Origin of the sequence: Faecalibacillus sp. TM498, from assembly GCF_020589955.1 — a bacterium.
Classification (GTDB): domain Bacteria; phylum Bacillota_I; class Bacilli_A; order Erysipelotrichales; family Coprobacillaceae; genus Faecalibacillus; species Faecalibacillus intestinalis.
Window position 1 is genome coordinate 23127 of the sequence record NZ_JAJDKB010000008.1, and the last position, 23070, is coordinate 46196.

Sequence of the window (23070 nt, forward strand, 5' to 3'; positions counted from 1 at the left end):
TATCACTTTTTCACATTTTTATTTAAATACATATAGCGATCTGCTTTTTCAATAAATTTTGGAATATAATTTAATGACTCATCATATTTAGCATAACCAATACTCACACTAAAATCTGGTAAACCTTCATAAGATTGTTGAAATAATCTTTGTAAATCATTAAATACAGGAGTTATTTCCTCATTTTTATCTCTTTCACATACCATGATAAACTCATCTCCACCATAACGTGAAATAAAACAATTATGTAAATATGCAATTTGTTTTAAAATATCAGCTGTTTTTAAAATGATTTGATCTCCAACAACATGCCCAAGTTCATCATTTATCTTTTTAAATTGATCAATGTCTAATAAAAATAAATAAAGATCTTTTTTTTGATGATTTTCCTTCATTTTCATTGTTAAATAAATATCCAATTGTTCTCGGTTATTGATTTTGGTAAGCGGGTCTAATGAAATAAGGTTTTGTTGAAAATAATTATAAACAATAAAAATCGAATATGTGAGTCCTAGATTAAAAATAAGTAAATGATCCACTGTAATTTGAATTAACGCAGTAATAAAAGGAAGAAAAGAAAAACGAACAATCACTTTATATTCCTTTTGATATAAGTAATTCTTTGCTTTTTTAGATAAAAATCCTGCTTTTATTGAAAGATAAAGGATATAAGCAAATAAAATAAAAAAATAGAATGGTAACAATTTGCCACGATGATAGTTTCCTACTTGATCAATAACAAATAATCCATGTGTCCAATAAGAAAGCAAAGAAGATCCTATAAAAAAGATGAGAGGAATAAAAGTAAGCACTAATATTTTTTTATGCTTCAAAACAGCTGAATGAAGTGTTTTTTGGACATAAACATACCAAGAACAAACAAGCATTGCTAGTGAACAAAAATAGAAGCTATTAAATATTCCACTTTGAATCTTACTAAAAGTAAGAAAATGTTTTACATTCATGATCCAAATTGCATCCATAAACAAATAAACACAAGCCCAAGCAATGGTATAATAAAAATAGTTCCAATGATCATTTTGTTCACGATTGATATACATTTGATATAAAATTCGAATCAATAACAATAAACAAAAAATATCCATTTCTAAACTCATTATTTCACTACTCATAATACACCTTCATTCATATCAATATAGCCTTATTATACACTATTTACTAATGCAAAAAAACACCGTTAAACGGTATTTATTCGCCAAATGTAATCCCCATTTTTTTAGCACTCGAAACAACTTCACACTCAGGATCAACAAATTTTAATTTACCTGCTGTTTCACTTAAAGGAATTGCTTTGATTTCATTTTTATCAAAAACAACAAGTTTTCCAAAATCTTTGTTTAAAAGAAGATTTGCCCCATATACCCCAAAGCGTGTTGCCATAAAACGATCATAACCACAAGGATTGCCTCCTCTTTGAATATGCCCAGCTAACGCCACACGAATTTCATTAGGAATCAACTCTTGTAATTGTTCAGCGACTTCATAAGCAACCGAACGTCCTTGACGACTTGCAACTTTTGCTTTGTATTTTTTCTTTGATAAAAGACTATCTTCTTCACTAATCGCTCCTTCTGCACAAGCAATGATTGTATATTCTTTTCCTGTTTTTTGATTTTCTTTAATTTTTTTCGCAACCACTTTAATATCATAAGGAATTTCTGGAAGTAAAATCGCATCCACTCCTGCTGCAATACCTGCCTGTAAGCAAATATGTCCTACTTTATGTCCCATGATTTCTACAACGAAAACTCGACTATGACTTTTAGCGGTTGTTTCAATTTCATTTAAATAGTTTGTTGCAATATCGACCGCACTTTGAAAACCAAAAGTATAATCTGTACCCCATGTATCATTATCGATTGTTTTAGGAAGCCCTATCACATTTAAACCTTCTTGTGCTAACATGTTAGCCGATTTTAAAGAACCATTTCCTCCTAAAACCACAAGACAATCAAGTTTCAATTTCTTGTATGTTTTTTTCATAGCTTCAACTTTGTCAAAACCATCTTCAATAACACGCATTTTTTTAAAAGGACAACGTGAAGAACCTAAAATCGTTCCACCAACATTTAAAATATCTTCAAAATCACTTAAAGACATCTTTTTATATTTTTCATACATCAATCCTTGATAACCTTTTAAAAAGCCAATGATTTCAATATCTTTTCTTTGTTGGTAAAGTGCTTTCACTAAACCACGCATTGTTGCATTAAGCGCTTGACAATCACCACCACTTGTAAGAATTCCAACTCTCATAAAACTCCTCCTATTTCACATCATTTTTAAAAAAGTATTCTTGACTATTCATTTCTCTATTTTTATTTTTTATACGTTTGTATTTACCATTATTTTCTAATGAACATGCTTTTACATTATCACGAAGCATACAATCAAACATTGTTAGTAACTTATGTTTTAATTTTTCATCTAATACAGGCGCTGCCACTTCAACACGTCTTTCAAGATTTCGTGTCATTAAATCAGCTGAAGAAATATAAACAGTTGGATTATTTTTACCGAAAATATAAATTCTAGAATGTTCCAAATATCTTCCAACAATTGATAGAACTCGGATATTTTCCGTTGCTTCTTCAACACCAGGAATAATACAACAAATTCCCCTTACAACCATATCAATTTGAACCCCTGCTTGACTTGCTTCAATAAGCTTATCAATCATCTTTTTACTTGTTACTGAATTACATTTAAAGCCAATATAAGCTTCTTTTCCTTGTTTAGCAAGTTCGATTTGTTCATCGATATACTTAAAGATATGACTGATCATACAATGTGGTGCTACCATGAGTAAATCTGTATGATTTTCGGTTTCACCTAAACATAAATGATTAAAGACTCCATTAATTTCTTCTCCGATTTCATATTTAGAAGTCATTAATGATAAATCTGTATAAAGTCTTGATGTTTTTTCATTATAATTTCCCGTACCAATTTGGCTAATATATTGAATTCCTTTTTCATTTTTATACGTGATTAAACATAATTTAGAATGCACTTTTAAACCATCTAAACCATAAATCACACGACATCCGGCCTCTTCTAAACGTTTCGACCAACCAATATTATTTTCTTCATCAAAACGCGCTCTTAATTCAACTAAAACAACAACTTCTTTTCCATTTTCTGCTGCTTTAATTAAAGATTTTACGATTTTAGAATTCTTTGCTACACGATAAAGTGTCATTTTAATACTTACCACATTTTTATCATTACTTGCTTCATCTAAAAGTCTTAAAAATGGTGACATAGATTCAAACGGATAAGAAAGTAATAAATCTCTTTTTAAGATTTGTTTAATCATTGGTACTCTATTTTCAACGAATGCATTATTTCTTGCTTCTAAACGTTTATAGAACATACTTGGACAAATATATCTTAAACGCTCTCTTAATTCACCCACAAAACCAAAATCAAGAGGTGAATTATTAATGAAAACTTGATTTTTCTTTAAATTCAAGAAATTCATCAACATAAGTACTTCAAGTTCGCCTAATCCTGGCGTCATTTCTAAACGCATTGGCGAAAGTTTTCTTCTTTGTTTAATTAAGTTTTCCATCATTTCTCGATAATCTTCATGTCCTTCTAATGAATGATCATCTTCATCAATATCCGCACTTCTTGTTACACGAATAAGTGCTTTTTCTTTTACAGTATATTTAGAAAAAATACGTGAAACAAAATGTAAAATAATATCTTCTACTAAAATAAATTTTTGTGGTTGACTTGGAAGTGCAATCAGTCTTTCATCCATCGCATTAGCACAAGAAATAATTCCCATTTTTCTTTTACCTTTTTTCGATTCAAGGCGTACAACGACATACATTTCACGATTGTTGATAAATGGAAATGGTTGTCTTTTAGAAATAACTTGTGGTGAGATGAGTGGTAGTAATTCTCTTTCAAAATAATCAGCAAAATAACGACGGTCTTCCTTGCATTCAATATCTTTATATTTTATTACTGACCATCCTGATCGTCCAAGTTCTGACATCACATTTTCATAAATACGATCTTTCTTTTTATTAAGATAATGGACTTTTTTTAAACAGGCTTTTAATTGTTCTAAACCCGTCATTCCTGTTTTATTGTCTTTGGAATCTGGATAAAATAACATTTGGTCATAAAGTGATCCTATACGTACCATAAAAAACTCATCTAAATTTGTTTGATAAATTGAAATAAAGCTTAACTTTTCCGCAAGTGGTACTTGTGGATCTTTTGCTTGCATTAAAACACGATCGTTAAATTTAAGCCATGATAACTCTCTATTTTCTCGGCATACGTTCATTTTTATTCCCCCAATGTATAATTTATACACTCTTTCTTATTTAATATAAAAACATTTTATACTTTCAACAATCTACCATCTATCAAGTTTATGTAAAATTCAAAAAAAGAAGAATTATTTTTTCTTAATTTGTCGATTATAAAACTCATCTTCTGGTGTTGGTTTTCCAAAAAGATAACCTTGAATATAATCTGGATTTAATTTTTTGATTTCTTGAAGTTCTTCTTCCGTTTCAACACCTTCAATACATACATTCAATTTCAAAGAATGTGCCATTTCAATAATATAAATCAAAATACTTCTTTCATAATTTGAAGAAAGTGCTTTTTGGGTTAAAACACGATCTATTTTAATATAATGCGGTGTTAAATCACTTAAACGATATGCATTTGAATAACCTGTTCCATAATCATCCAAAATAAGCGTAATCCCTTCTTCTTTCAATGATGACCAAAGTTTTTTATAATGATATGTATTTTCTAAATAACCTGATTCTGTTACCTCAATTCCTAACAAAGCAGGTTTTAAGTTAAAATCTTTTAAAGCTTGTTTAATTTCATCTAAGATCTTACTTTTAATAATTTGTACATAGGACAAATTAACATTCACCTTAAATTTAGGAATAAATTCTTGCCACTTTTTACAACAAGCAACTGCTTGTCTTAAAATCCAACGACCAGCAGGAATAATTAAACCAGATTCTTCTAAAATAGGAATAAATTCTGCTGGTGAAATAAATTCAATTTGTTCATTTCTTTTCATTTTAAAACGCATTAAAGCTTCTGCACCTATAAGATTTCTTGTATGTATATCAATAATTGGTTGGTAATAAACATCAAAATTCTTAAAATTGTGATCAACTGCATTTTGTAATTCAACACGAATTTTTCTTCTTCGAATGAATTGTTTATATTTATCTTGTGTAAAGAAATAACAACTATTCTTTCCTTTTTTCTTAGCTTCGTTTAAGGCAAAGTCTGAATATTTAATAAGTGTATCATAATCTTTCATTTTTTTATCAATCTCAACAATCCCTACTGAAATCGTATAAACCACGCGATATACATTCTCTTCTAAAGCAACCTCAACTGATTTTTTTAATTCATCATAAAGTTCTAAGATATCTTCTTTTGAGTGATTTGCTAAGTCCATAATTATAAAGCGGCCATTCCCCAATTCGTAAATCTTTTGATTTTCATTGATACACGATTGCATACACATAGAAAACTGTTTTAAAATTTCATCTCCACACTTTAAACCAAAACGCCCATTGATTTCGTCAAAATCATCAATACCAATTTGCATAAAATAACCTGTAATATTATTTTTACTTTTAGAAGAAACATACTCCTCTAAACTTGGTTCTCTTAAAAGTCCACTAATATTATCTGCTTTTTGTCTTTTTCCAATTTCATTAACACAACCAATAAGGTATAAAGGTTTATTAAATTCATCTAAAATCACATCACCTCGACAATTGACCCAAACTGGATTATGTTGTCGATCTAACCAACGATAATGTAAACTATGCTCCGTAATTTCTCCCGATTTAATTTTATTGAACTCATCAAATAATAAAGGGAGATCGTCTTCATAAACAAAATAATTATGGGCTTTTGTTGCATCACAAAAATGATAATTTGGCAAACAAAAACGACTTACGGCATGTTTTGAAATACTATAATAATCATTTTGAATATCAAAAAGATATAAATAATCATCCATACTTCGATTAAATAATTGAATAGCTTCTTCCAATTGTTCTCTTGAAAGATTTATTTTATTTTTTTTCAAAACAGTTCCTCCTTATCCTTTTTTTCCTCTTTGTATATGTTTTTCCTTTTTTCTTTCATACATTAATGTATCTGCCAATCTAATGGTATGATTTAAATCAAAAGGACTATTATAGTCAAAGACACTTATTCCATAGGATAAACTAACATAATAAGGTAAATGATATTTTTTATTAAAGTATTGTGTTCTTTCTTGAATTAATGAATCAATTTGAATAATAAAATCTTCATTTTTACAAGTAAACGCAATACCAAATTCATCGCCACCTAAGCGTCCAATAACAGCATGTGTTTGAAAAATATCATTTAGTATTTCACACACTGTTTGAATTGCTTTATCTCCCTGGTCATGTCCAAATGTATCATTAATATATTTTAAATTATCTAAATCCCCTATAAAGAAATAAAGATTTTTGGAAAGTTCTTTATATTTTTTATAAAGAACTTTAATATTTTGAATAAGTCCTCGTCGATTATAAACATGAGTTAATTCATCTGTATTAGAAATACTATTTAGTTCTCTAACAATGGCATTGACATTTAAAGATATCCCAATTTGATTAGAAAGATATTCAAGTGTTTCTAAATCAAAATATGTACAATCCGTCACCAAAAAGCCATAAAAATTTTCATTAGAGTAAATGCTTGTAAGTATTTTATAAGGTTGCTTTGCAAGATTTAAAACATCTTTTAGTAACACATGTGTATTTTTAATAGGCTGTCTTTGACCATTTTCTACATTTATAATTAATTCCATTGTTTTTGGCATGATAAATGGTCTAAATTCATAAGTCATAACAGGTGTTTCAAAAAGATAAAGCTGTGCATTATGAATACCTAGAGAAGGTATATTATCCGCAATAGCATAAATATCATCATTCAATGATTCAAACAACATCCCTTTATTCACTTGTCCAATACTTCTCATTCTCCTTGTATAGCGCTTTTCTTTTAACAAAAGAAGATAATTATAACTACTAATCATTTGTAAATAAATATATTGTTTAAAAGATTGGAGTTTTATTTTATCTTCCATGTTGAGGTAGTTTTCAGTATTTATTAAAAATGATAGACATAAAAAGAGTCTTTCTAAATCCAAATAACGAATATCATCTTCATTAAAAATCAAATTAATATAATCTCCTATTTGTTGATAAACGCGATGTTTCGTACAATCTTTTACCGAAAGATCCAATAAATAAGTAAAGAAACTCCATACAGTTTTTTGATAATTGGAACTATAAACCAATTTATTATCAAAAACATATTGTGTCATTCCTTGAGCTATATATTCATTACTTTCTTTTTCAGCTCTACAAAAACGAATAAATTCACCAATTTCAGTTTCTTCATAGTTTTCACAATCAACAGAAAGACGAGGAATAAAATGGGCATCAATGTATTGATTTTGTGTAGAACCATTTTTATAAAGATCATAGCCTTGTTTTATTCCTAAATAAGCAATAAAAGAAGCATCCGCATGACAAGAAGCAAGTGGTGGAACCATATGTGTTGATTCTGGTTTATCATCAAAACCAGACACCATAATATCTTTACCTACACGTTTTCCTATTTTTTCTAATTCACGATATAAATAATAAGCAATATCATCCGTCACGCACATAATTCCATCTAATTCAGGATTTTCTTGAAGCCATTTATTCATTAAATTCCCTGAATCAATATTATAACCCGGTGTTGATAAAATATATTTTTCTTCAAAAGGCATATCATGACTTGATAAAGCTTCTTGATAACCTGCAAGTCTTTGTTTGGCAGTAACCCCGCTATCATAACCAGTAATAATTCCAATATGTTGACAATGATTTTTTTCAATCATATAACTTACAGCATTATAAACACTTTTTTTGTTATTATAGATAACAAAAGGATAACCTTTTATTTGTGAATTTAAAGTAACAACTGGTATATGAAAATATTTTGGAAAAGCCTCTCTTGTTTTTTGATCCGTACGACAAATACTTGAAGCGGGAATAACTAAAAAATCTAAATCCAAATAATTTGCAAAAGCATAGACATTTGCTTTTTGATAATCAGAAGATTGTACAAACTTTACATTTGGATCAACTGAACCACCAAAAAAGATAACAAGTTCTATTCCCAGTTCTTTACACGCTTCATTTGCTCCTCGACATATTTCCATATTATAATCAGAGGCACTTGTAATCATAAGTCCTGCTTTAATTGAGTGTTCCATTTTTTCACCTCTTTTCATCAATTATAACACAAACCTATAAAAAAGATAAAAAAAAGACCAAATGGCCTTCAGATAAATTCTACAAGTCTTGTACAAATTTCAAAATGTTATTGTCAAAAAATTATTTAAGGAAGAAAAACCTGTTCATGATTTGTCTATGATGTTTATTATATTTTTTCTTAGATAAAAATCAATTTATTCTTATCAAAAGCAAAAATAAAAGCGATTACATTGTTAAAAAACTTAATTAACCATCTGACACATCTTTTGATTTAACACCGTTATTATCACTTTAAACCGAGGAGTATTATCTATCACTTCTTTAAAATATTATATACTTGTCTTAAAGAGGTTACTATGGCTAAAAATCAAAAACCAAAAAAGGATTCTTTAATTACTTTAACTAGAAAATATGCAAATAATCATAATGAATGTGTAAAATTTTTTTTCAAAATGAAATGGCCTGTTGGCTTTTACTGTGAAAAATGTGGATGTACACATTACTATTCTATTAAAAGAGGTGACGTCTTTCAATGTAAAGAATGTGGTCATCAACATTACCTACTTTCTAATACTATATTTCAAGATAATAAGTTAGATCTTTATAAATTAATTTTAGGAATGTATCTCTTTTTTACGGCAAATAAAGGTCTTTCTGCGATTGAATTAGCTAATGAATTAGAAATAAATTATAAAACAGCGCTATTACTTTGTAGAAAATGTAGGATTCTTATGTCCCAAAGTAACAGTGAAAAAATTCTGGATAGCTTTTTTATGAAGCAGACGTTGCTTATATAGGCTCAAAAAGTAAAGAAAAACACAAACAAGGAGTTGCTACTGAACAGCAACCCTTTTTAGTAATGTTATCAACAGATAAAGAAAATAAATATCCAAATTTTTTAAAATTAATGTCAGTAGCTGTAGATAGTACAAATAATATTGTTAGATTCATCTCAAAAAAAGCAATACTTTCAAAAGAAAGAATACTAAACACTGATGGAAAAACAACTTTTTTAGGATTAACTGATAAAATAACATTAAAATCAGAAAAAATACTCTATGATGAAGAAAATCATAGATTGTATTGGCTTAGTGTATTAATTGGTGATATAAAAATAATATTACAGGTATATATCATGGAGTAACTAAACGTGACTTACCTTTGTTTTTGAATGAACAAGAATGGCGTTTCAACCATAGATATACTGGAAAGAACTTCATGAACAAAAATAAAGAAATATGTTTTGAAATCACATCCATGTCCTAAAAAAGCAATTATTACTGTACTCAATTTATCCGAACCATACTATGCACATGTGTCAGATGGTTAATTAAGAAAAAAAATAAAAAAAGGACAAACCAGTATAAAAAACTTATATATGGCAAATAGTCTATATAAATGAGAATAACTGATATATTACTTAAAAAACTCAAGAAAAGAATTTTCATAAAAGACCAACGAATATTAAGCAATAATGAAATCATTTCATAAGTCATGATAAATAAGATACCATTCATACAATAAGTTAATTCTACATAGATATCCATCTTGCTTACCCCTTTATCATCAGATATGATTACACTAAAAAAAATGTCAAAAAAAGATGTGATTTTTAAAATCACACCTTATTCATCCTCTAATAAAACTTCTCCATTAGATTCAATTATTTCTTTATAACGATAATAAGAATCTTTTAATTTTCTTTCTAGCGTACCATGTCCATCATTAAAACGATCTACATAAACAAAACCATAACGTTTTTTCATTTCACCAGTACCAGCTGATACAACATCGATTGGACCCCAATATAAATATCCTCGACAATCAACACCATCTTCAATAGCATCATTAACATTCTTTAAATGTTCTTCAATATAATGAACTCTGAAATCATCATGAATTTCACCTTTTTCATCAATATTTTCATCTAAACCAACACCATTTTCTACAATTAATAATGGTAAATGATAACGATCATATAAAACATTTAAAGTATAACGTAATCCTACCGGATCAACAGCCCATCCCCAAGGTTGAGGTGCTTTATCTTTAAGATATGGATTATCACGGCATATAAGTCCACCTGTATCTACTTTTAAGTTCACATCACGATCAAATGTTGTTGAACGATAATAACTAAATGATAAGAAATCAACTGTATTTTCTTTAATCAATTTTAATTCTTCATCACTAAATTCTACATTTACTTGATCTTCTTTCCATACTTTCTTTAAATAAGTTGGTACAATACCTAAGCAGAACGGATCTGCCATAAAGAAAATATTCATACGTTGAGCATCTAAAGTTCCAACAACATTTAAAGGATCACAGTTATATGGATAAGTAGCTACTGATGAAGCTGTCATCATACAGCCAATTTGGTAATCTTCACTAATTTCATGTCCTAATTGAACTGTTTTCGCATTTGCGACTAAGATATTATGATAAGCATCCCATTGGTCTTGTTTTGTTGTTGAACCAATTGGATCACTAGGATCTTTAGGATCTTTGATTGTAAGAACCCCACCAGCAACAAGCGGCATTCTAAATAACGCATTGACTTCATTAAATGTAAGCCAGAACTTAACTTTTCCTTTATAACGTGTAAAAACAGTTTTTACATAACGTAACCAAAAATCAATTAATTGAGGATTAGACCATCCACCATATTCAGTAATTAAATGTAATGGGGTTTCATAATGTGATAAAGTAATGACAGGTTCCATTCCTAATTCATTCATGCATGCAAACATATCATCATAATAAGCAAGACCTGCTTCATTTGGTTCAAGTTCATCCCCATTAGGGAAAATTCTTCCCCAAGCAATAGAAGTTCTAAAACTATTGAATCCCATACCTTTCATTAATTTTAAATCTTCACGGTAACGATGATACCCATCTACGGCATCATGTGATAAATAAACTTTATCAGGATTTAATTTCATTTCATATTTTTTCTTATCTTCATTCCATTGAATACCAGGATCTTTAGACATAATACCTACAAGTACATCTGTAACGTTCGGTTGTTTCCCATCTTCCAACCAAGCACCTTCATATTGATTAGCAGCAATAGCGCCACCCCATAAAAAATCTTTTGGAAAACTCATTTTCTCTACCTCCGTTTATCTAGGAGGTATTATAACACTTACAAAACAAGAGATTTATTCGTTTCATAATATGAAAAAAAGAGCAATCTTTTTAATTACTCTTTAAACATATCTTTTAATCATTAAGATTGAAAATGCTTTTCAATACTCTTTTTTTCATTCTCTGATAATTTTAAAATGTTTGTTGCTCTTTGATATGAACAATTTAACTCATTCATCACATTTCTTACATGTTCTATATTCTTTTCTTTACGTTCTATTTTTTTGCCTTGGTTGATTACTTGACTAATTCCTTGACTGATTCCTTCATTTCTTGCTTTTCTTTCAAGATAGTTTGCATAATCACACATTTCTTTGACCTCCCTTTCTATTTCCTTAAATCCATATCCTTTATCTTTCTTCCCTTGATAGTCTATTCTATTATTTAAAAAGACTACTAATGGCATGAGTACTTCATCATGTTTTGGATACTTTTTTGTAGTATCATGTTTCTGGTTCAAATATATCATAACAAGTTCTTCCTCGTCATAATTTTCTTTGTTTCCTTCTTCTCCATTCTTCCTTTCTTTTTTTACTTTGTAAACATCTACATCTCCATCTTTTCTTTTTGTTGCTTGTGGCATGATCCACAATGAATAGACTTTCTTCATTCCATCATAGTTTTTATCATCATATTCCCTTCCCCATTGTATTGTTAATATCCTTAGTACAGATGCTCTTCCTCTTGTTACAAGTGAATAACCTGGATGAATATTATTTTGTATTTCAACATTTAAATAGATTCGTTTATTGGTTCCATTTAATTGAGGAAGATCAACACAACATAACATATCAAACTTTACTGTTCCATAGTTTGGTATCATATTTTCATTATTGAGCCACCTAAAACGCTGTTCATCCTTGATGCTTTTCATAATTTCTTTAACACTTAAATGTCTTGCCTCTTTTACAAATTCATGAATCATTCTTGCTAGCATCTCCTGATTCCCTACGATTGCTTTACAATGTTGATCTAACATGATTTTATGGTTGGTTATTGTATTTTGTATTACCGTTTCCATAAGTAGTCCTCCTACTTATTTATTCGCTCTTTTTTTGTTTTTTTCTTCTTTTTTGTAAAAAAATTGGAAATTTCTTTCCAATTATCTACCGAGCGCTAAGTTAGCAAGTTCATCTGCTCGATCATTATATCGATTGATTTTCGTTTTATTTGCGACATGTGATTTTACTTTCACAAAAGTAATTTCAATTTGTTTTTCATATTCTTTCATTTGTTTTACATAAAGATTTTCAAGTCTTTCATCTTCATTAACCCACGCTCCTGTTGCATAGAAAGCAACACCTTCATAATCATGAATTACATACATTTTCTTGTATCCTTGTTGAATGCAATAAGAAACTGCATCTAACGCTGCTTTTAATTCTCCCATAACCTGATTATATTCTACAAATTCATCATCAAATTTTTGACAGTTTGTATAAATTTCTTGATTATTTTCAACAATTATTACACCAAAGCTATAAGCATAACATGTATCTCCATTTGTTAAACAACTTCCATCTACATAAGCATATGGTACATCTTTTTCATTTAAATTAAGTTGTGATTCATCCATTGTTTGTTTAAAAGATGCAATATAGTTCTCTACATCTTTTAACTCTTCTTGCGAAAACCCCTTATAAACATATTTTCCTTCGCTTACAAGTTTTTGACATTCGCTCCATTGTTTAAATTTATAAACCTCTTTTGTTAGTTTATCAATTGCGACATACAGTACCTTTTTGGCCATTTTTCCATCTCCATCCCTCTTTATAGTTATAATAAATAAAAAGAAGAATACAAACAATTCTTCTAATATTTATAAAAACCTTCACCTGAAGCCATTCCAAGTTTTCCTTCATCAATATATTTTTTTAACATCTTAGCCATTCCTTTAAAATTATAAGGAGCTAAAAATGAAGGAACTTTTAAATACATTGAAACAATATTATAAGCTGTCGTAAGTCCTACCGTATCTAAAATTTGGAAAGGTCCTTTAGGAGCACCTGTACCTAAAGTCCAAGCTTTATCTATACTTTCAGGATCGCTAACCCCATTAACATAAAGATCCATACCTGAAAATAATAAAGGAACAAGCATTGAATTTAATAAATATCCTGATTTTTCTTTACGAACAGGTAATGGTATCATTCTTATTTCTTTAGCAAAATCCATAATCAAATTAAAATATTTTTGATCCGTTTGTTTTTGTGCCATGACTTCTGTCATATTATTTTTCCAAATACTATTTGCAAAATGTAATGATAAATATTTTTCTGGACGTTTTGTATATTTAGCGAACTTCGATGGTAATAATGTAGATGAATTCGTAACGATAACTGTCTTTTCAGGTAATAAATCTGCCATTTTTTTATAAATATCTATTTTTTGTTCTACATTTTCAGCCATTGATTCAATAATTAAATCGGCATCACTGACTGCTTTTTGTAAATCTAATTCTAATTTAATATTTTCATAGGCCTTATTAGCTTTTTCTAAACATTGTTCTTTATCAAAATCTTCATAATCACTAATACCCATGGCCCAATTTTGAGGTGTCTTTCCTTTATCGCTATCCATTAAAGTAATCGTATCATGATAAACCTCTTTTAAATGATCTAATTTAGGCTGACATCTTCCTATACTTCCTTCACTTCTAAGCCAAATCGTTACATCAAAACCACAATAAGCTGCTTGATAAGCAATTTGACTTCCTAAAACGCCTCCACCAATAACAACAACATTTTTAATTTCCATAGATTCATCCTCCTACCTTTATTTTACCATTTTGTTAAAATATTCACAAAAAATATTTTCGCTTTTAGTTTGAACTACATATAAAAAAGAACCCTATTTCTAGGATTCCTTTATACTATTCAGCTTTTGTTGAATTTACTTCTTCAAACATTTGAGGAATTGCATGTTTATCTTCTTTGTTTTTATATTTGAAGTAAACAACTGTTAATAATGAACATACTATTAAGATTCCTGCAAACACTGCAATTTCAACTGAAATTGAAGGAGCTGTCATACTAATTGTTTTTCTAAATCCATCTACACTATAAGTATATGGTACAAATTTATGAATAGCTTTGTAGATAGCTGGACCTGTATCTAATGGATATGTACCAGCAGAACCACCTAAGTTAACAATCATGAATACAAGTAATAAGAAGTCACCAATAAATCCAGTTGTTAAACTTAATAACATGACAAGTGACATAAATGCCGCCGATACGAGAATTGCAAGTAAGTATGTTAAACCTAAATTAACAGGTTCAAATCCATTAATTAATCTTAAAGCAGTAACCATTACGATAGCTGCTAATGTAGAAACTGTATACATAACAGTTGCTTTACTTGCCCAATATTTCCATGCATTTTCAGCTTTTTTAATACCATGTCTAATTGGATACATTAAAGCAAATGCTAAGCATGTTACATATAAACCAACTGACATCATATAAGGAGCCATTGCATGACCGTTATTTTCAACTTTAGAAATTTCTTTATGACTTGTTTCAACAGGAGTAGCTACCATATCAGTAGTTTTATCTGTTGAATCAATCTTACTTTCTTCTGCACCAGATTTTAATGCATCATTTAAAGTAGTTACACCATCAGCTGCACTCTTAATTCCATCACCTAAAGTATCAGAACCAGCAGCCAACTTACTAGCACCATCACTAATTTGACCAGCACCATCAGATAATTGATTAGCACCATTCATTAATGTAGCATTATTGCTTACTAATGTTGAAGTACCTGTAGCCAATTGATCAACACCACTTGTTAAAGCTGTAATTCCTTTAGTTAATTCAGGAACATTACTGTTTAATTTTGAAGTACCATCAGCTAAAGCAGTAGCACCACTTGTTAAAGCTGTATTGTTATCAGCGATTTGTGTTAAACCTTTTTGTAAACTATCCACACCAGCTGTATAAGCTTGAACACCTGCAACTAAAGCATCTTTAGAATCAACAGTTACTTGTTTAATATTTCCATCATTGTCAACAGTTACATATTTACCACCATTAACTTTTGCATTCACTTCATTTAATCCAGCTTGAACTGTTTGAGTTCCACTTACTAATCCTGTAGGAACTTTTGTCCCATCTGTTAAAGTTCCACCATTAAGAGCTACATCTAAATCATTTAAACTTGATTTAGTTGAACTAGATAATGTATTAATTGCTGTAGATGCACCTGTTGTATAAGTAGCAACCGAATCCATATATGAAGCTACACCGTCTTTATATTTATCTACAGGGAAATAATTTGTTAAACCATAAGCATCGATTTCTGCTCTTGACATTCCACTAGTTAATAATTTACTAGAAATTCCTTGTTTTTGAGCATCACCACTTGCATTTAATGTTTTAATTAATGTAGCATAATTATCTAATGATGTTTTTCCATCAGATAATTGAGTCAATGAATCTTGACTTGCTGCCATAGTTTTTTTGGAAGTTTCAAGATTTTCTTGTAATTTTTTTACACCATCAACTACTTGTTGATTTCCTGCAACTAATTTTTCAGCACCTTCACCTAATGCTTTAACACCTGCATTTAATTCTGTGTTATTTTCAACCAATTGATTTGCACCAGCTAATGCTTGACTTACACCTGCTGTATAATCACTAACACCTTTATTTAATGCTTGAGCGCCAGTATTTAAATCACTTACACCACTAGCTAATGTAGGAGTAGCACTACCTAAAGCACCAACACCTGTTTTTAATTGGTAAATACCATTATTTACTGTAACAACACCATTTGTGTAATCTTTTAAACCTTTAGTTAAAGTATTTGTACCATCTTTAAATGTTAAAGAACTACTTGCTAATACTTTTAAGTTATCACTAATAGTTTTGTTACCATCTTCTAATTGAGTCATACCATCAGATAATTGTTGAGTACCATCGCTGGCTTCAGCAAATCCATCTGACATTGTTCCAATTGAAGTAAAGATTGTTTCAGCATATGTTTTTGTTACTGAAGCTGAAACTTCAGCTTTAATTTTTGCGATTGCTGAATCATCCATTTTTGATGCAACATAGTTTGTACCTGGGTTTGTTGTATAATTTAAAACCATCTTTTTAGGATTTTTATCCAACAAAGTTGTTGCATTTTTGGAGAAATTGCTTGGAATCGTAATGACCATATAATAGTCACCATTTTTTAGTCCCTTATTTGCTTCTTTTGAATTTACAAAATGGAAATCTAATGAATCGTTATCTTTTAATTTTTTGACTAATTGATCACCAACGTCTAATTTCTTATCGTTGTATTCAACTGCCTTATCTTTATTCACGACAGCGACAGGAAGATCTCCACTGTTTCCATATGGATCCCACATAGATCCAAGGAAGACAACTGTGTAAATACTAGGAATAAGAATAAGAGCAACTAAAACGATTTGAATCCAATGATTTTTTAAAATGTTTTTCCACTCTTGCTTAATCATAAATATCCTTCTTTCTATCCTCTATAGACATTTTACATCCATAGATATATAATGTCTATAGAGTATTATAATTTTTTCAATATAAATGTCAATATTCTTACATACAAAATATAAAAAATTAGTTATAATAAAAAAAGGGAAGGGATTACAATGAGAATTAGAAAAAGTTTTGAACAAGCAATTTGTATTTTATTGCTTATTGGTACAAGTGAAGGACCACTTAAAAGTCATGAATTAAGTAAAATGTTAGATGTTTCTGATTCATATTTAAAAAAAGTAACTAGACAACTTGTAGTAGCTGGTCTTATTACCTCTAAGGCAAGTAAGCTAGGTGGTTTTATTTTAAACAAAAAAATGAATGATATTTCTTTTTTAGATATTTTTGAAGCAATTGAAGGAAAAGAAAAATTTATTGAAACTACACATTTAGTTGATAAAGTCTTTGACCCAGCATTAAATATTCAACATACAGAAGATATCATTATCAATCATTTAGATGCTGCTGAAAATCAATATAAACAAAAACTCAAAGAAATCAATCTTGGTGAAATTACAAATTATGTTCATCAAAATTCAATCTAAAAACAGGCTTGGGAATTCCCTAATAAGCCTGTTTTTAATTTAATCTATTTATTAAATAACAATTCTAATAAATGAACACCATTTCCTTTTCCTAAAAGAATTCCTTTTAAACATCGATTACAAACACAAATAATTTTCTTATTATCAAATTGTTGAACATATTCTTGCATGTATTTTTCTTGTACATCTTTAGGATAATGTGATAAATGTGTATCATCTAACGCTTTTGATTCATAATGGAGTGTTCCACAAAAAATAGAATTGTCTTTATTATTTTTCATTTCAATAACTTCGATATTCATTTTCTTTAAAAGATTTCTAACAGCTTGATGTACTTCAGGATGATTTCTATCACGAAAACAATCCTGTAAATACATTTTTTGTCCATGATAATCAGGAAAATCAAAATTATCTAATTGATCAAAATATTCCCAAACAGACATAGTCTTTACTTGATTCTCTATTTGCTTTCTACAAGCTTGACATACATATAAACCAATATCGCCTTTTTCAAATTCTCTTTTATCAATTTTACAACATCTTGCAATCGGCATTTGTTTTTCAAAATAATCTCTTACTTTTTTTGCTGTTTGAAGATGCATTGTAGCAAAGTTACAACTTGGATAATAAATATACATTCTCTTTCCTCCTAAATTATTTGAATAACTACTTCACTGATTCCTGCAAGAACCATAACTAGAATTGGATTTAACTTATATTTTCTAAGTAAAAGCAAACAGATGATAAAAACAATAATTGCATGGTATCTTATATAAGAAATACCAATTAATGAATCTTTAAAAAATGAAGAAATCAAAATACTGATTCCACTAATCGCAATCATTGAAACAACTGCTGGTCTTAAATAAGCTAAAATTGTTTTCATTACTTTCATATCTTTATATTTTACATAAAAATAAGCAAGTAATGAAACAATGATACATGAAGGTAAAATACAACCAAAAGTGGCAATAAGAGCACCGGGTAAATGAGCTACATATTGTCCAACAAATGTTGAAGAATTGACCGCAATGGGTCCTGGTGTCATTTGGGAAATCGTAATAAGATCCGTAAATGTATTCTGACTGATCCAATGATAGGTGGAGATTACTTGTTGACTAATAAGTGGTAAAGCGGCATAACCACCCCCAAAGCTAAAGAGTCCTATTTGGAAAAATGCCCAAAATAATTGTAAATAGATCATGCTTTTTTCCTCCTCATCACTAAATCAATAATAGCAAGTAAAATACATCCTAAAATAATGTACATAATATTAATATTAAAGAAATAATTCAAAACAAATGAGACAATCATAATTAAGATATTTCTACCTTGATGTTCATCCATGACACTTAAAGCCATATCATAAACAACACTTACAATAATTGCTCCAATTCCTGCACGCATTCCAAGTAACATCGCACTTATGATTTTATTCGTAATAAATATTTTATAAAAATAAGCTATCACACTAATAATCACAATAGGAGGAATAATTGTCCCTATCACACAAACAATAATCCCTAAAATTCCTGCCATTTTATATCCTAAAACAATCGCTCCATTAACAGCTATTGCTCCTGGAGCACTTTGTGCAATCGCTACTAAATCCAACATTTCTTTTTCATCAATATAATGAAGTTGATCCACAAATCTTTCTTTTAATAAAGAAACAATCACATAACCTCCACCAAAAGTAAATGCTGATAAATAAAGTGTAGAGGTAAACAATTCCATTAATAATTTCCTTTTTTCCTTCATTTCTATCACCTATTTCATCTTAATACACATTGATTCATCTGTAAAATATTATATAATTATATTATACATAGGTATTTACCTATATAAGGAGGCGTTATGACATTTAGACATCTAGAAATCTTTATGAGTGTTTATCAAAATCAAAGTATTACTAAAGCATCCAAAGAATTACACATTAGCCAACCTTCTGTTTCATTAGCTATTAAAGAATTAGAAGAAAAATATCAAACACCCTTATTCGATCGTATGAACCGTCAAATTTATCCTACAAAAAAAGCTCATCTTTTATATAATCATTCATTACAGATTCTTTCATCTCTTGAAAATATGGAAAATGAAATGTATGAAGATCATGTAGAAAATATTTCTTTTGGTTGTAGTGTCACTATGGCACAAGTTTTTTTACCTCAATTATTAAAAAAATTAAAAATGATTTATCCAACTATTCATTTTCATATTATCGTTAATAATCTTGAATATATAGAAAATTTACTTTTAAAAAATGAACTTGATTTTGCTTTAATTGAAACAACACCGCTTCATCAATTAAAAAAAATTGCTTTCTATCAAGATGAACTTGTTATTGTTGTTCATCAAAAGCATCCTTTATTAAAAGTAAAAGATTTAAAAGAATTAGAACATTTTGATTATTATTCACGTGAAAAAGGAAGTTCTATTTATGAACTTGTTCATAGTTATTTTATAAGTCATGATTTAGATATTGTGCCAACTATTGAATGTACAAATCCTCATGCTTTAATTGAACTTGTTAAACAAAATGATGGTTTTACGATTCTTCCTTATTCTTTAGTTAAAGAATCAAAAGAAATAACTTATTTAAAAAATAATGATTTTCAAATACAAAGAACGTATCATATTGTTATACATAAAGACAAAAAACTCTTTCCTCTCTATCAAGAAATATTTGAGCTTATTAAAAAAAAGGAATAATGACCAAAAATCATTATTCCTTTTATTATTTAGCTTTAATTGCCCAACGCATTTTTGTTGATTTAGCTCTTGAATTTCGATGACATTCTTCTTTAGTTGGTCGTATTACATTTCGACATACATCTTCATAAACACCACTATTTTTCATTTCCTTAAAAGCCTTTTTAACAATACGATCTTCACCTGAATGGAAAGTTAAAATAGCTACTCTTCCTCCTGGTTTTAAAATATAAGGTAGTTTTTCAACAAATTCATATAAAACTTCAAATTCTTGATTGACTTCTATTCTTAAAGCTTGAAAAACTCGAGCTGCTGTTTTATTAACAATATCTTTTCTATTTTTATCTTCAATAAAATTTAATGTCTTATCAATGATTTTATAAAGTTGACGTGTTGTTTCTACTTCCATTCCTGAACGAATAAAAGAATATATGTTTTTAGCTAAAATATCAGCATAAGGTTCATCAGAGTTTTCTAATAAAATATTTTCTAAATCTTCTCTAGATAACTCTTTTAATATCTGAGAAGCGGGTCTTCCAGCTTTAGGATTTAATCTTAAATCTAAAGGTCCATCTTTTTTATAAGAAAAACCTCTTTCTGGATTATCAATTTGCATTGATGATACACCTAAATCTGCTAAAACAAAATCAAATTGTCCATATTTTTCGCTTACTTCGTCAATATTTCTAAAGTTCGTTAAAATAGATGTAAAAAGATTTTCATCAAATCCTTTATTTCTAAGTCTTTGTGTTGTCTTTTCAATTTCAATCGAATCAATATCTAATCCATAAACATGACCTTGTCCATCTAATTTTTCTAACATTTTAGATGTATGTCCACCATAACCTAACGTACAATCTAAACCAACTTGTCCTGGTTGAATATCTAAAAACTCTAATATTTCATCTACCATAATAGAAATATGCATTCCTGCAGGTGTACTTCCTTTAGAAATTACTTTTTCAATCGTTTCAGGATACATTTCTGGATCTAATTCTTTATATTTTTCTTCAAAATTTCTAGGATGTGTTCCTTTATATCTTTTTCTTCTTTTATGTATTTGTTCACTCATAATTATTCCTCATCTCTTTACTCTTTATAATATAACGAATAATCTTTTAAGAAACAATAGAAAGATAACAGACTTATTATTAGCAGTAGTAAAAATATTTTTTCTATTTTGGATATATAAAAAATAAGTTTTTATTCTATTGGTTGTTGATAAAAACCACCATAAAAATTTTCAGTTTTTATAACATTAACTATCAAATCAGGATCCACATCTTTCATTAAGTCTATAATATCTTGGACTTCATAACTTGAAACCACTGTATGTAATAAATTCATTGGCTGTTTTGAATATCCTCCAATAGCCTCAACACAAGAAATACCATGACGATAATATTGGATATAGGCCTCTACAATTTCTTTTGATTTTTTTGTTGTTATTTGTAATGTTACACGTTCATAACGATGGTAAAAAGAATCGATTGTTTTTGTTGAAATAAATTGAAATAAAATAGAATATCCTGCATGGATCCAACCAAACATTGATCCAAATATCATAAGAATTAGAGTATTAAAAACAAAAACATATTCCCATATAGATTTACCCTTTTTATTAGAAATATAGAGAGCAATAAAATCTGTCCCTCCAGTGGAAGCATTTCCTCTAAGTACAAGAACTGCCATTAATCCATAGGAAACTCCCCCAAAAGTAATATTTAATAAAATATCATTAAATAAAGGTTGAAATTGACACACTTTTAAAAACAAACTCGCTAAAAATACTTGTAGTAATGAAAAAAGTGTAAATCTAGGGCTAATATTTTTATAGCATAAAATAGCAACCGGTACATTTAAAACAATCATGCCTAATGATGTTGAAAACGAAAAGCCAAAATAAGTAGAAGTAATTTTCTCAATAAGAATAGCTACCCCTGTAAATCCACTTGATAATAAATTTGCAGGTTGAATAAAGACTTGAATGACATACGCTTGACTTAACGCAGAAATCAAAACACAAAGAAACGTTACCAATGTTCTTGCTTTTTTATTTTTATTTAGTTTTTTTATCATATATACTTTTCACAATTTTTTCAACTAATTCCTTAGAGACAACATCATAATCATTTTCATGAGGAACAGGGGCATAAGCATAAGAGACCTCATGTCTGTGTGTTGTTGCATCATTGACCCAATCTTTACAAGAACTATGAACTTGATAAATTCCTGTATACTTCATCATTTCTTTGGCGTTACTTGCATTCATGCCACTTCCTGCAAGAATTTCAATTTGACTTCCATATTTTTCTTGTAAATTTTTAATTAGATCTTTTCCATCTATTGCTTTAGGTTTTAACCCACTTGTAAGAATACGATCCACTCCTAATTCAATTAATAATTCTATCGAAGTATAGGGATCTTCAACACAATCAAATGCACGATGAAAAACAACTTCTCCTTGATAACTTTTTATGATTTCTATCATTTCTTTTGTTTGTTTAATACAAATAGAACCATCTTTATTTAAACAACCAAAAGCTATTCCATCGGCTCCATTTTCTAATAAAGACTTTGCATCTTCTTTCATCACTTCAAATTCAATCTCGTTATAACAAAATCCTGCTCCTCTTGGTCTTACCATCGTAATTACTTTTAAGTTTGTATTCTTTTTTGTAAGTTTTAAAGTTGCTAGAGATGGTGTTAAACCGCCTAAATGTAAAGCATTATTAAGTTCAATGCGTTTTGCTCCACCATGATAAGCATTTAAAGCATCTTCATAACTTCCACAACATATTTCGATTATTCTTTCCATAC

General features: G+C 29.0%; 20 protein-coding genes. 4 read left to right on the top strand and 16 right to left on the bottom strand.

What is annotated here, in order from left to right:
• Positions 1-2 precede the first annotated feature (2 nt).
• The 5 genes from LJD32_RS03925 to LJD32_RS03945 form a co-directional block, all read right to left on the bottom strand.
• The gene (locus LJD32_RS03925; RefSeq protein ID WP_227391791.1) at positions 3-1133 is read right to left on the bottom strand and encodes a GGDEF domain-containing protein; all 1131 of its coding nucleotides are present in this window, start codon (positions 1131-1133) and stop codon (positions 3-5) included.
• Positions 1134-1209: 76 nt separating this feature from the next.
• Entirely contained in the window at positions 1210-2277 is a 1068-nt protein-coding gene (locus LJD32_RS03930; RefSeq protein WP_032090684.1) for a 6-phosphofructokinase, read from the bottom strand.
• 10 nt (positions 2278-2287) lie between these two features.
• On the bottom strand, positions 2288-4327 hold the full coding sequence (gene ppk1 / locus LJD32_RS03935) for a polyphosphate kinase 1 (RefSeq protein WP_227391792.1): 2040 nt from the start codon (positions 4325-4327) through the stop codon (positions 2288-2290).
• A 114-nt stretch (positions 4328-4441) separates the two neighbouring features.
• Positions 4442-6121, bottom strand: coding sequence for an EAL domain-containing protein (locus tag LJD32_RS03940; protein ID WP_227391793.1), 1680 nt, complete (start codon positions 6119-6121; stop codon positions 4442-4444).
• Positions 6122-6133: 12 nt separating this feature from the next.
• Positions 6134-8338, bottom strand: a complete 2205-nt coding sequence (locus LJD32_RS03945) for a GGDEF domain-containing protein (protein WP_227391794.1) — start codon at positions 8336-8338, stop codon at positions 6134-6136.
• 357 nt (positions 8339-8695) lie between these two features.
• On the opposite strand from LJD32_RS03945, the gene LJD32_RS03950 reads away from it, so the two are divergent.
• Both LJD32_RS03950 and LJD32_RS03955 read left to right on the top strand, forming a co-directional pair.
• Positions 8696-9136, top strand: a complete 441-nt coding sequence (locus tag LJD32_RS03950; protein WP_227391795.1) for a transposase — start codon at positions 8696-8698, stop codon at positions 9134-9136.
• A gap of 62 nt (positions 9137-9198) precedes the next feature.
• Positions 9199-9483, top strand: coding sequence for a hypothetical protein (locus LJD32_RS03955; protein WP_227391796.1), 285 nt, complete (start codon positions 9199-9201; stop codon positions 9481-9483).
• A gap of 481 nt (positions 9484-9964) precedes the next feature.
• Here the strand turns inward: LJD32_RS03955 and LJD32_RS03960 are convergent, their stop codons facing one another.
• The 5 genes from LJD32_RS03960 to LJD32_RS03980 form a co-directional block, all read right to left on the bottom strand.
• A complete protein-coding gene (locus tag LJD32_RS03960) occupies positions 9965-11449 on the bottom strand; it encodes a glycoside hydrolase family 1 protein (protein ID WP_227391797.1) in 1485 nt (494 codons plus the stop codon).
• 122 nt (positions 11450-11571) lie between these two features.
• Positions 11572-12510, bottom strand: a complete 939-nt coding sequence (locus tag LJD32_RS03965; protein ID WP_227391798.1) for a hypothetical protein — start codon at positions 12508-12510, stop codon at positions 11572-11574.
• Positions 12511-12591: 81 nt separating this feature from the next.
• Positions 12592-13239 (bottom strand): RNase H family protein, encoded by a 648-nt coding sequence (locus LJD32_RS03970; RefSeq protein ID WP_227391799.1) that lies wholly within the window; start codon positions 13237-13239, stop codon positions 12592-12594.
• 62 nt (positions 13240-13301) lie between these two features.
• The gene (locus LJD32_RS03975) at positions 13302-14246 is read right to left on the bottom strand and encodes a 3-hydroxyacyl-CoA dehydrogenase (RefSeq protein ID WP_227391800.1); all 945 of its coding nucleotides are present in this window, start codon (positions 14244-14246) and stop codon (positions 13302-13304) included.
• Between the two features lie 115 nt (positions 14247-14361).
• Positions 14362-16956 carry a YhgE/Pip family protein gene (locus LJD32_RS03980; protein ID WP_227391801.1) on the bottom strand — a complete coding sequence of 865 codons (2595 nt, stop codon included), beginning with the start codon at positions 16954-16956 and terminating at the stop codon, positions 14362-14364.
• A 150-nt stretch (positions 16957-17106) separates the two neighbouring features.
• Here LJD32_RS03980 and LJD32_RS03985 point away from each other — a divergent pair, with 150 nt between their 5' ends.
• A complete protein-coding gene (locus LJD32_RS03985; protein WP_032090692.1) occupies positions 17107-17538 on the top strand; it encodes an Rrf2 family transcriptional regulator in 432 nt (143 codons plus the stop codon).
• A gap of 44 nt (positions 17539-17582) precedes the next feature.
• Here LJD32_RS03985 and LJD32_RS03990 read toward each other — a convergent pair whose 3' ends face one another.
• Genes LJD32_RS03990 through LJD32_RS04000 form a run of 3 tightly spaced genes read right to left on the bottom strand, consistent with a single transcriptional unit; the run spans position 17583 to position 19299 of the window.
• Positions 17583-18176, bottom strand: a complete 594-nt coding sequence (locus LJD32_RS03990) for a hypothetical protein (protein WP_227391802.1) — start codon at positions 18174-18176, stop codon at positions 17583-17585.
• 11 nt (positions 18177-18187) lie between these two features.
• Positions 18188-18742 (bottom strand): chromate transporter, encoded by a 555-nt coding sequence (locus LJD32_RS03995; RefSeq protein ID WP_147580314.1) that lies wholly within the window; start codon positions 18740-18742, stop codon positions 18188-18190.
• Positions 18739-19299 carry a chromate transporter gene (locus LJD32_RS04000; RefSeq protein ID WP_032090694.1) on the bottom strand — a complete coding sequence of 187 codons (561 nt, stop codon included), beginning with the start codon at positions 19297-19299 and terminating at the stop codon, positions 18739-18741. Before LJD32_RS04000 ends, LJD32_RS03995 begins: the two co-directional genes overlap by 4 nt.
• Before the next feature lie 96 nt (positions 19300-19395).
• Here LJD32_RS04000 and LJD32_RS04005 point away from each other — a divergent pair, with 96 nt between their 5' ends.
• A complete protein-coding gene (locus LJD32_RS04005) occupies positions 19396-20250 on the top strand; it encodes a LysR family transcriptional regulator (protein ID WP_227391803.1) in 855 nt (284 codons plus the stop codon).
• Positions 20251-20275: 25 nt separating this feature from the next.
• Here LJD32_RS04005 and rsmH read toward each other — a convergent pair whose 3' ends face one another.
• From rsmH to LJD32_RS04020, 3 genes are all read right to left on the bottom strand, one after another.
• Positions 20276-21322, bottom strand: a complete 1047-nt coding sequence (gene rsmH / locus LJD32_RS04010; protein WP_227391804.1) for a 16S rRNA (cytosine(1402)-N(4))-methyltransferase RsmH — start codon at positions 21320-21322, stop codon at positions 20276-20278.
• A 131-nt stretch (positions 21323-21453) separates the two neighbouring features.
• Entirely contained in the window at positions 21454-22329 is an 876-nt protein-coding gene (locus LJD32_RS04015; RefSeq protein ID WP_022001217.1) for a YitT family protein, read from the bottom strand.
• A complete protein-coding gene (locus LJD32_RS04020; RefSeq protein WP_147580318.1) occupies positions 22310-23068 on the bottom strand; it encodes a copper homeostasis protein CutC in 759 nt (252 codons plus the stop codon). Before LJD32_RS04020 ends, LJD32_RS04015 begins: the two co-directional genes overlap by 20 nt.
• Between the last annotated feature and the right edge of the window lie 2 nt (positions 23069-23070).

Bases quoted from the DNA above. Each gene is read 5' to 3' on its own strand.
- LJD32_RS03925 (WP_227391791.1), bottom strand. From the start codon at position 1,133: ATGAGTAGTGAAATAATGAGTTTAGAAATGGATATTTTTTGTTTATTG.
- LJD32_RS03930 (WP_032090684.1), bottom strand. From the start codon at position 2,277: ATGAGAGTTGGAATTCTTACAAGTGGTGGTGATTGTCAAGCGCTTAAT.
- ppk1 (WP_227391792.1), bottom strand. From the start codon at position 4,327: ATGAACGTATGCCGAGAAAATAGAGAGTTATCATGGCTTAAATTTAAC.
- LJD32_RS03945 (WP_227391794.1), bottom strand. From the start codon at position 8,338: ATGGAACACTCAATTAAAGCAGGACTTATGATTACAAGTGCCTCTGAT.
- LJD32_RS03950 (WP_227391795.1), top strand. From the start codon at position 8,696: ATGGCTAAAAATCAAAAACCAAAAAAGGATTCTTTAATTACTTTAACT.
- LJD32_RS03955 (WP_227391796.1), top strand. From the start codon at position 9,199: ATGTTATCAACAGATAAAGAAAATAAATATCCAAATTTTTTAAAATTA.
- LJD32_RS03960 (WP_227391797.1), bottom strand. From the start codon at position 11,449: ATGAGTTTTCCAAAAGATTTTTTATGGGGTGGCGCTATTGCTGCTAAT.
- LJD32_RS03965 (WP_227391798.1), bottom strand. From the start codon at position 12,510: ATGGAAACGGTAATACAAAATACAATAACCAACCATAAAATCATGTTA.
- LJD32_RS03970 (WP_227391799.1), bottom strand. From the start codon at position 13,239: ATGGCCAAAAAGGTACTGTATGTCGCAATTGATAAACTAACAAAAGAG.
- LJD32_RS03975 (WP_227391800.1), bottom strand. From the start codon at position 14,246: ATGGAAATTAAAAATGTTGTTGTTATTGGTGGAGGCGTTTTAGGAAGT.
- LJD32_RS03980 (WP_227391801.1), bottom strand. From the start codon at position 16,956: ATGATTAAGCAAGAGTGGAAAAACATTTTAAAAAATCATTGGATTCAA.
- LJD32_RS03985 (WP_032090692.1), top strand. From the start codon at position 17,107: ATGAGAATTAGAAAAAGTTTTGAACAAGCAATTTGTATTTTATTGCTT.
- LJD32_RS03990 (WP_227391802.1), bottom strand. From the start codon at position 18,176: ATGTATATTTATTATCCAAGTTGTAACTTTGCTACAATGCATCTTCAA.
- LJD32_RS03995 (WP_147580314.1), bottom strand. From the start codon at position 18,742: ATGATCTATTTACAATTATTTTGGGCATTTTTCCAAATAGGACTCTTT.
- LJD32_RS04000 (WP_032090694.1), bottom strand. From the start codon at position 19,299: ATGAAGGAAAAAAGGAAATTATTAATGGAATTGTTTACCTCTACACTT.
- LJD32_RS04005 (WP_227391803.1), top strand. From the start codon at position 19,396: ATGACATTTAGACATCTAGAAATCTTTATGAGTGTTTATCAAAATCAA.
- rsmH (WP_227391804.1), bottom strand. From the start codon at position 21,322: ATGAGTGAACAAATACATAAAAGAAGAAAAAGATATAAAGGAACACAT.
- LJD32_RS04015 (WP_022001217.1), bottom strand. From the start codon at position 22,329: ATGATAAAAAAACTAAATAAAAATAAAAAAGCAAGAACATTGGTAACG.
- LJD32_RS04020 (WP_147580318.1), bottom strand. From the start codon at position 23,068: ATGGAAAGAATAATCGAAATATGTTGTGGAAGTTATGAAGATGCTTTA.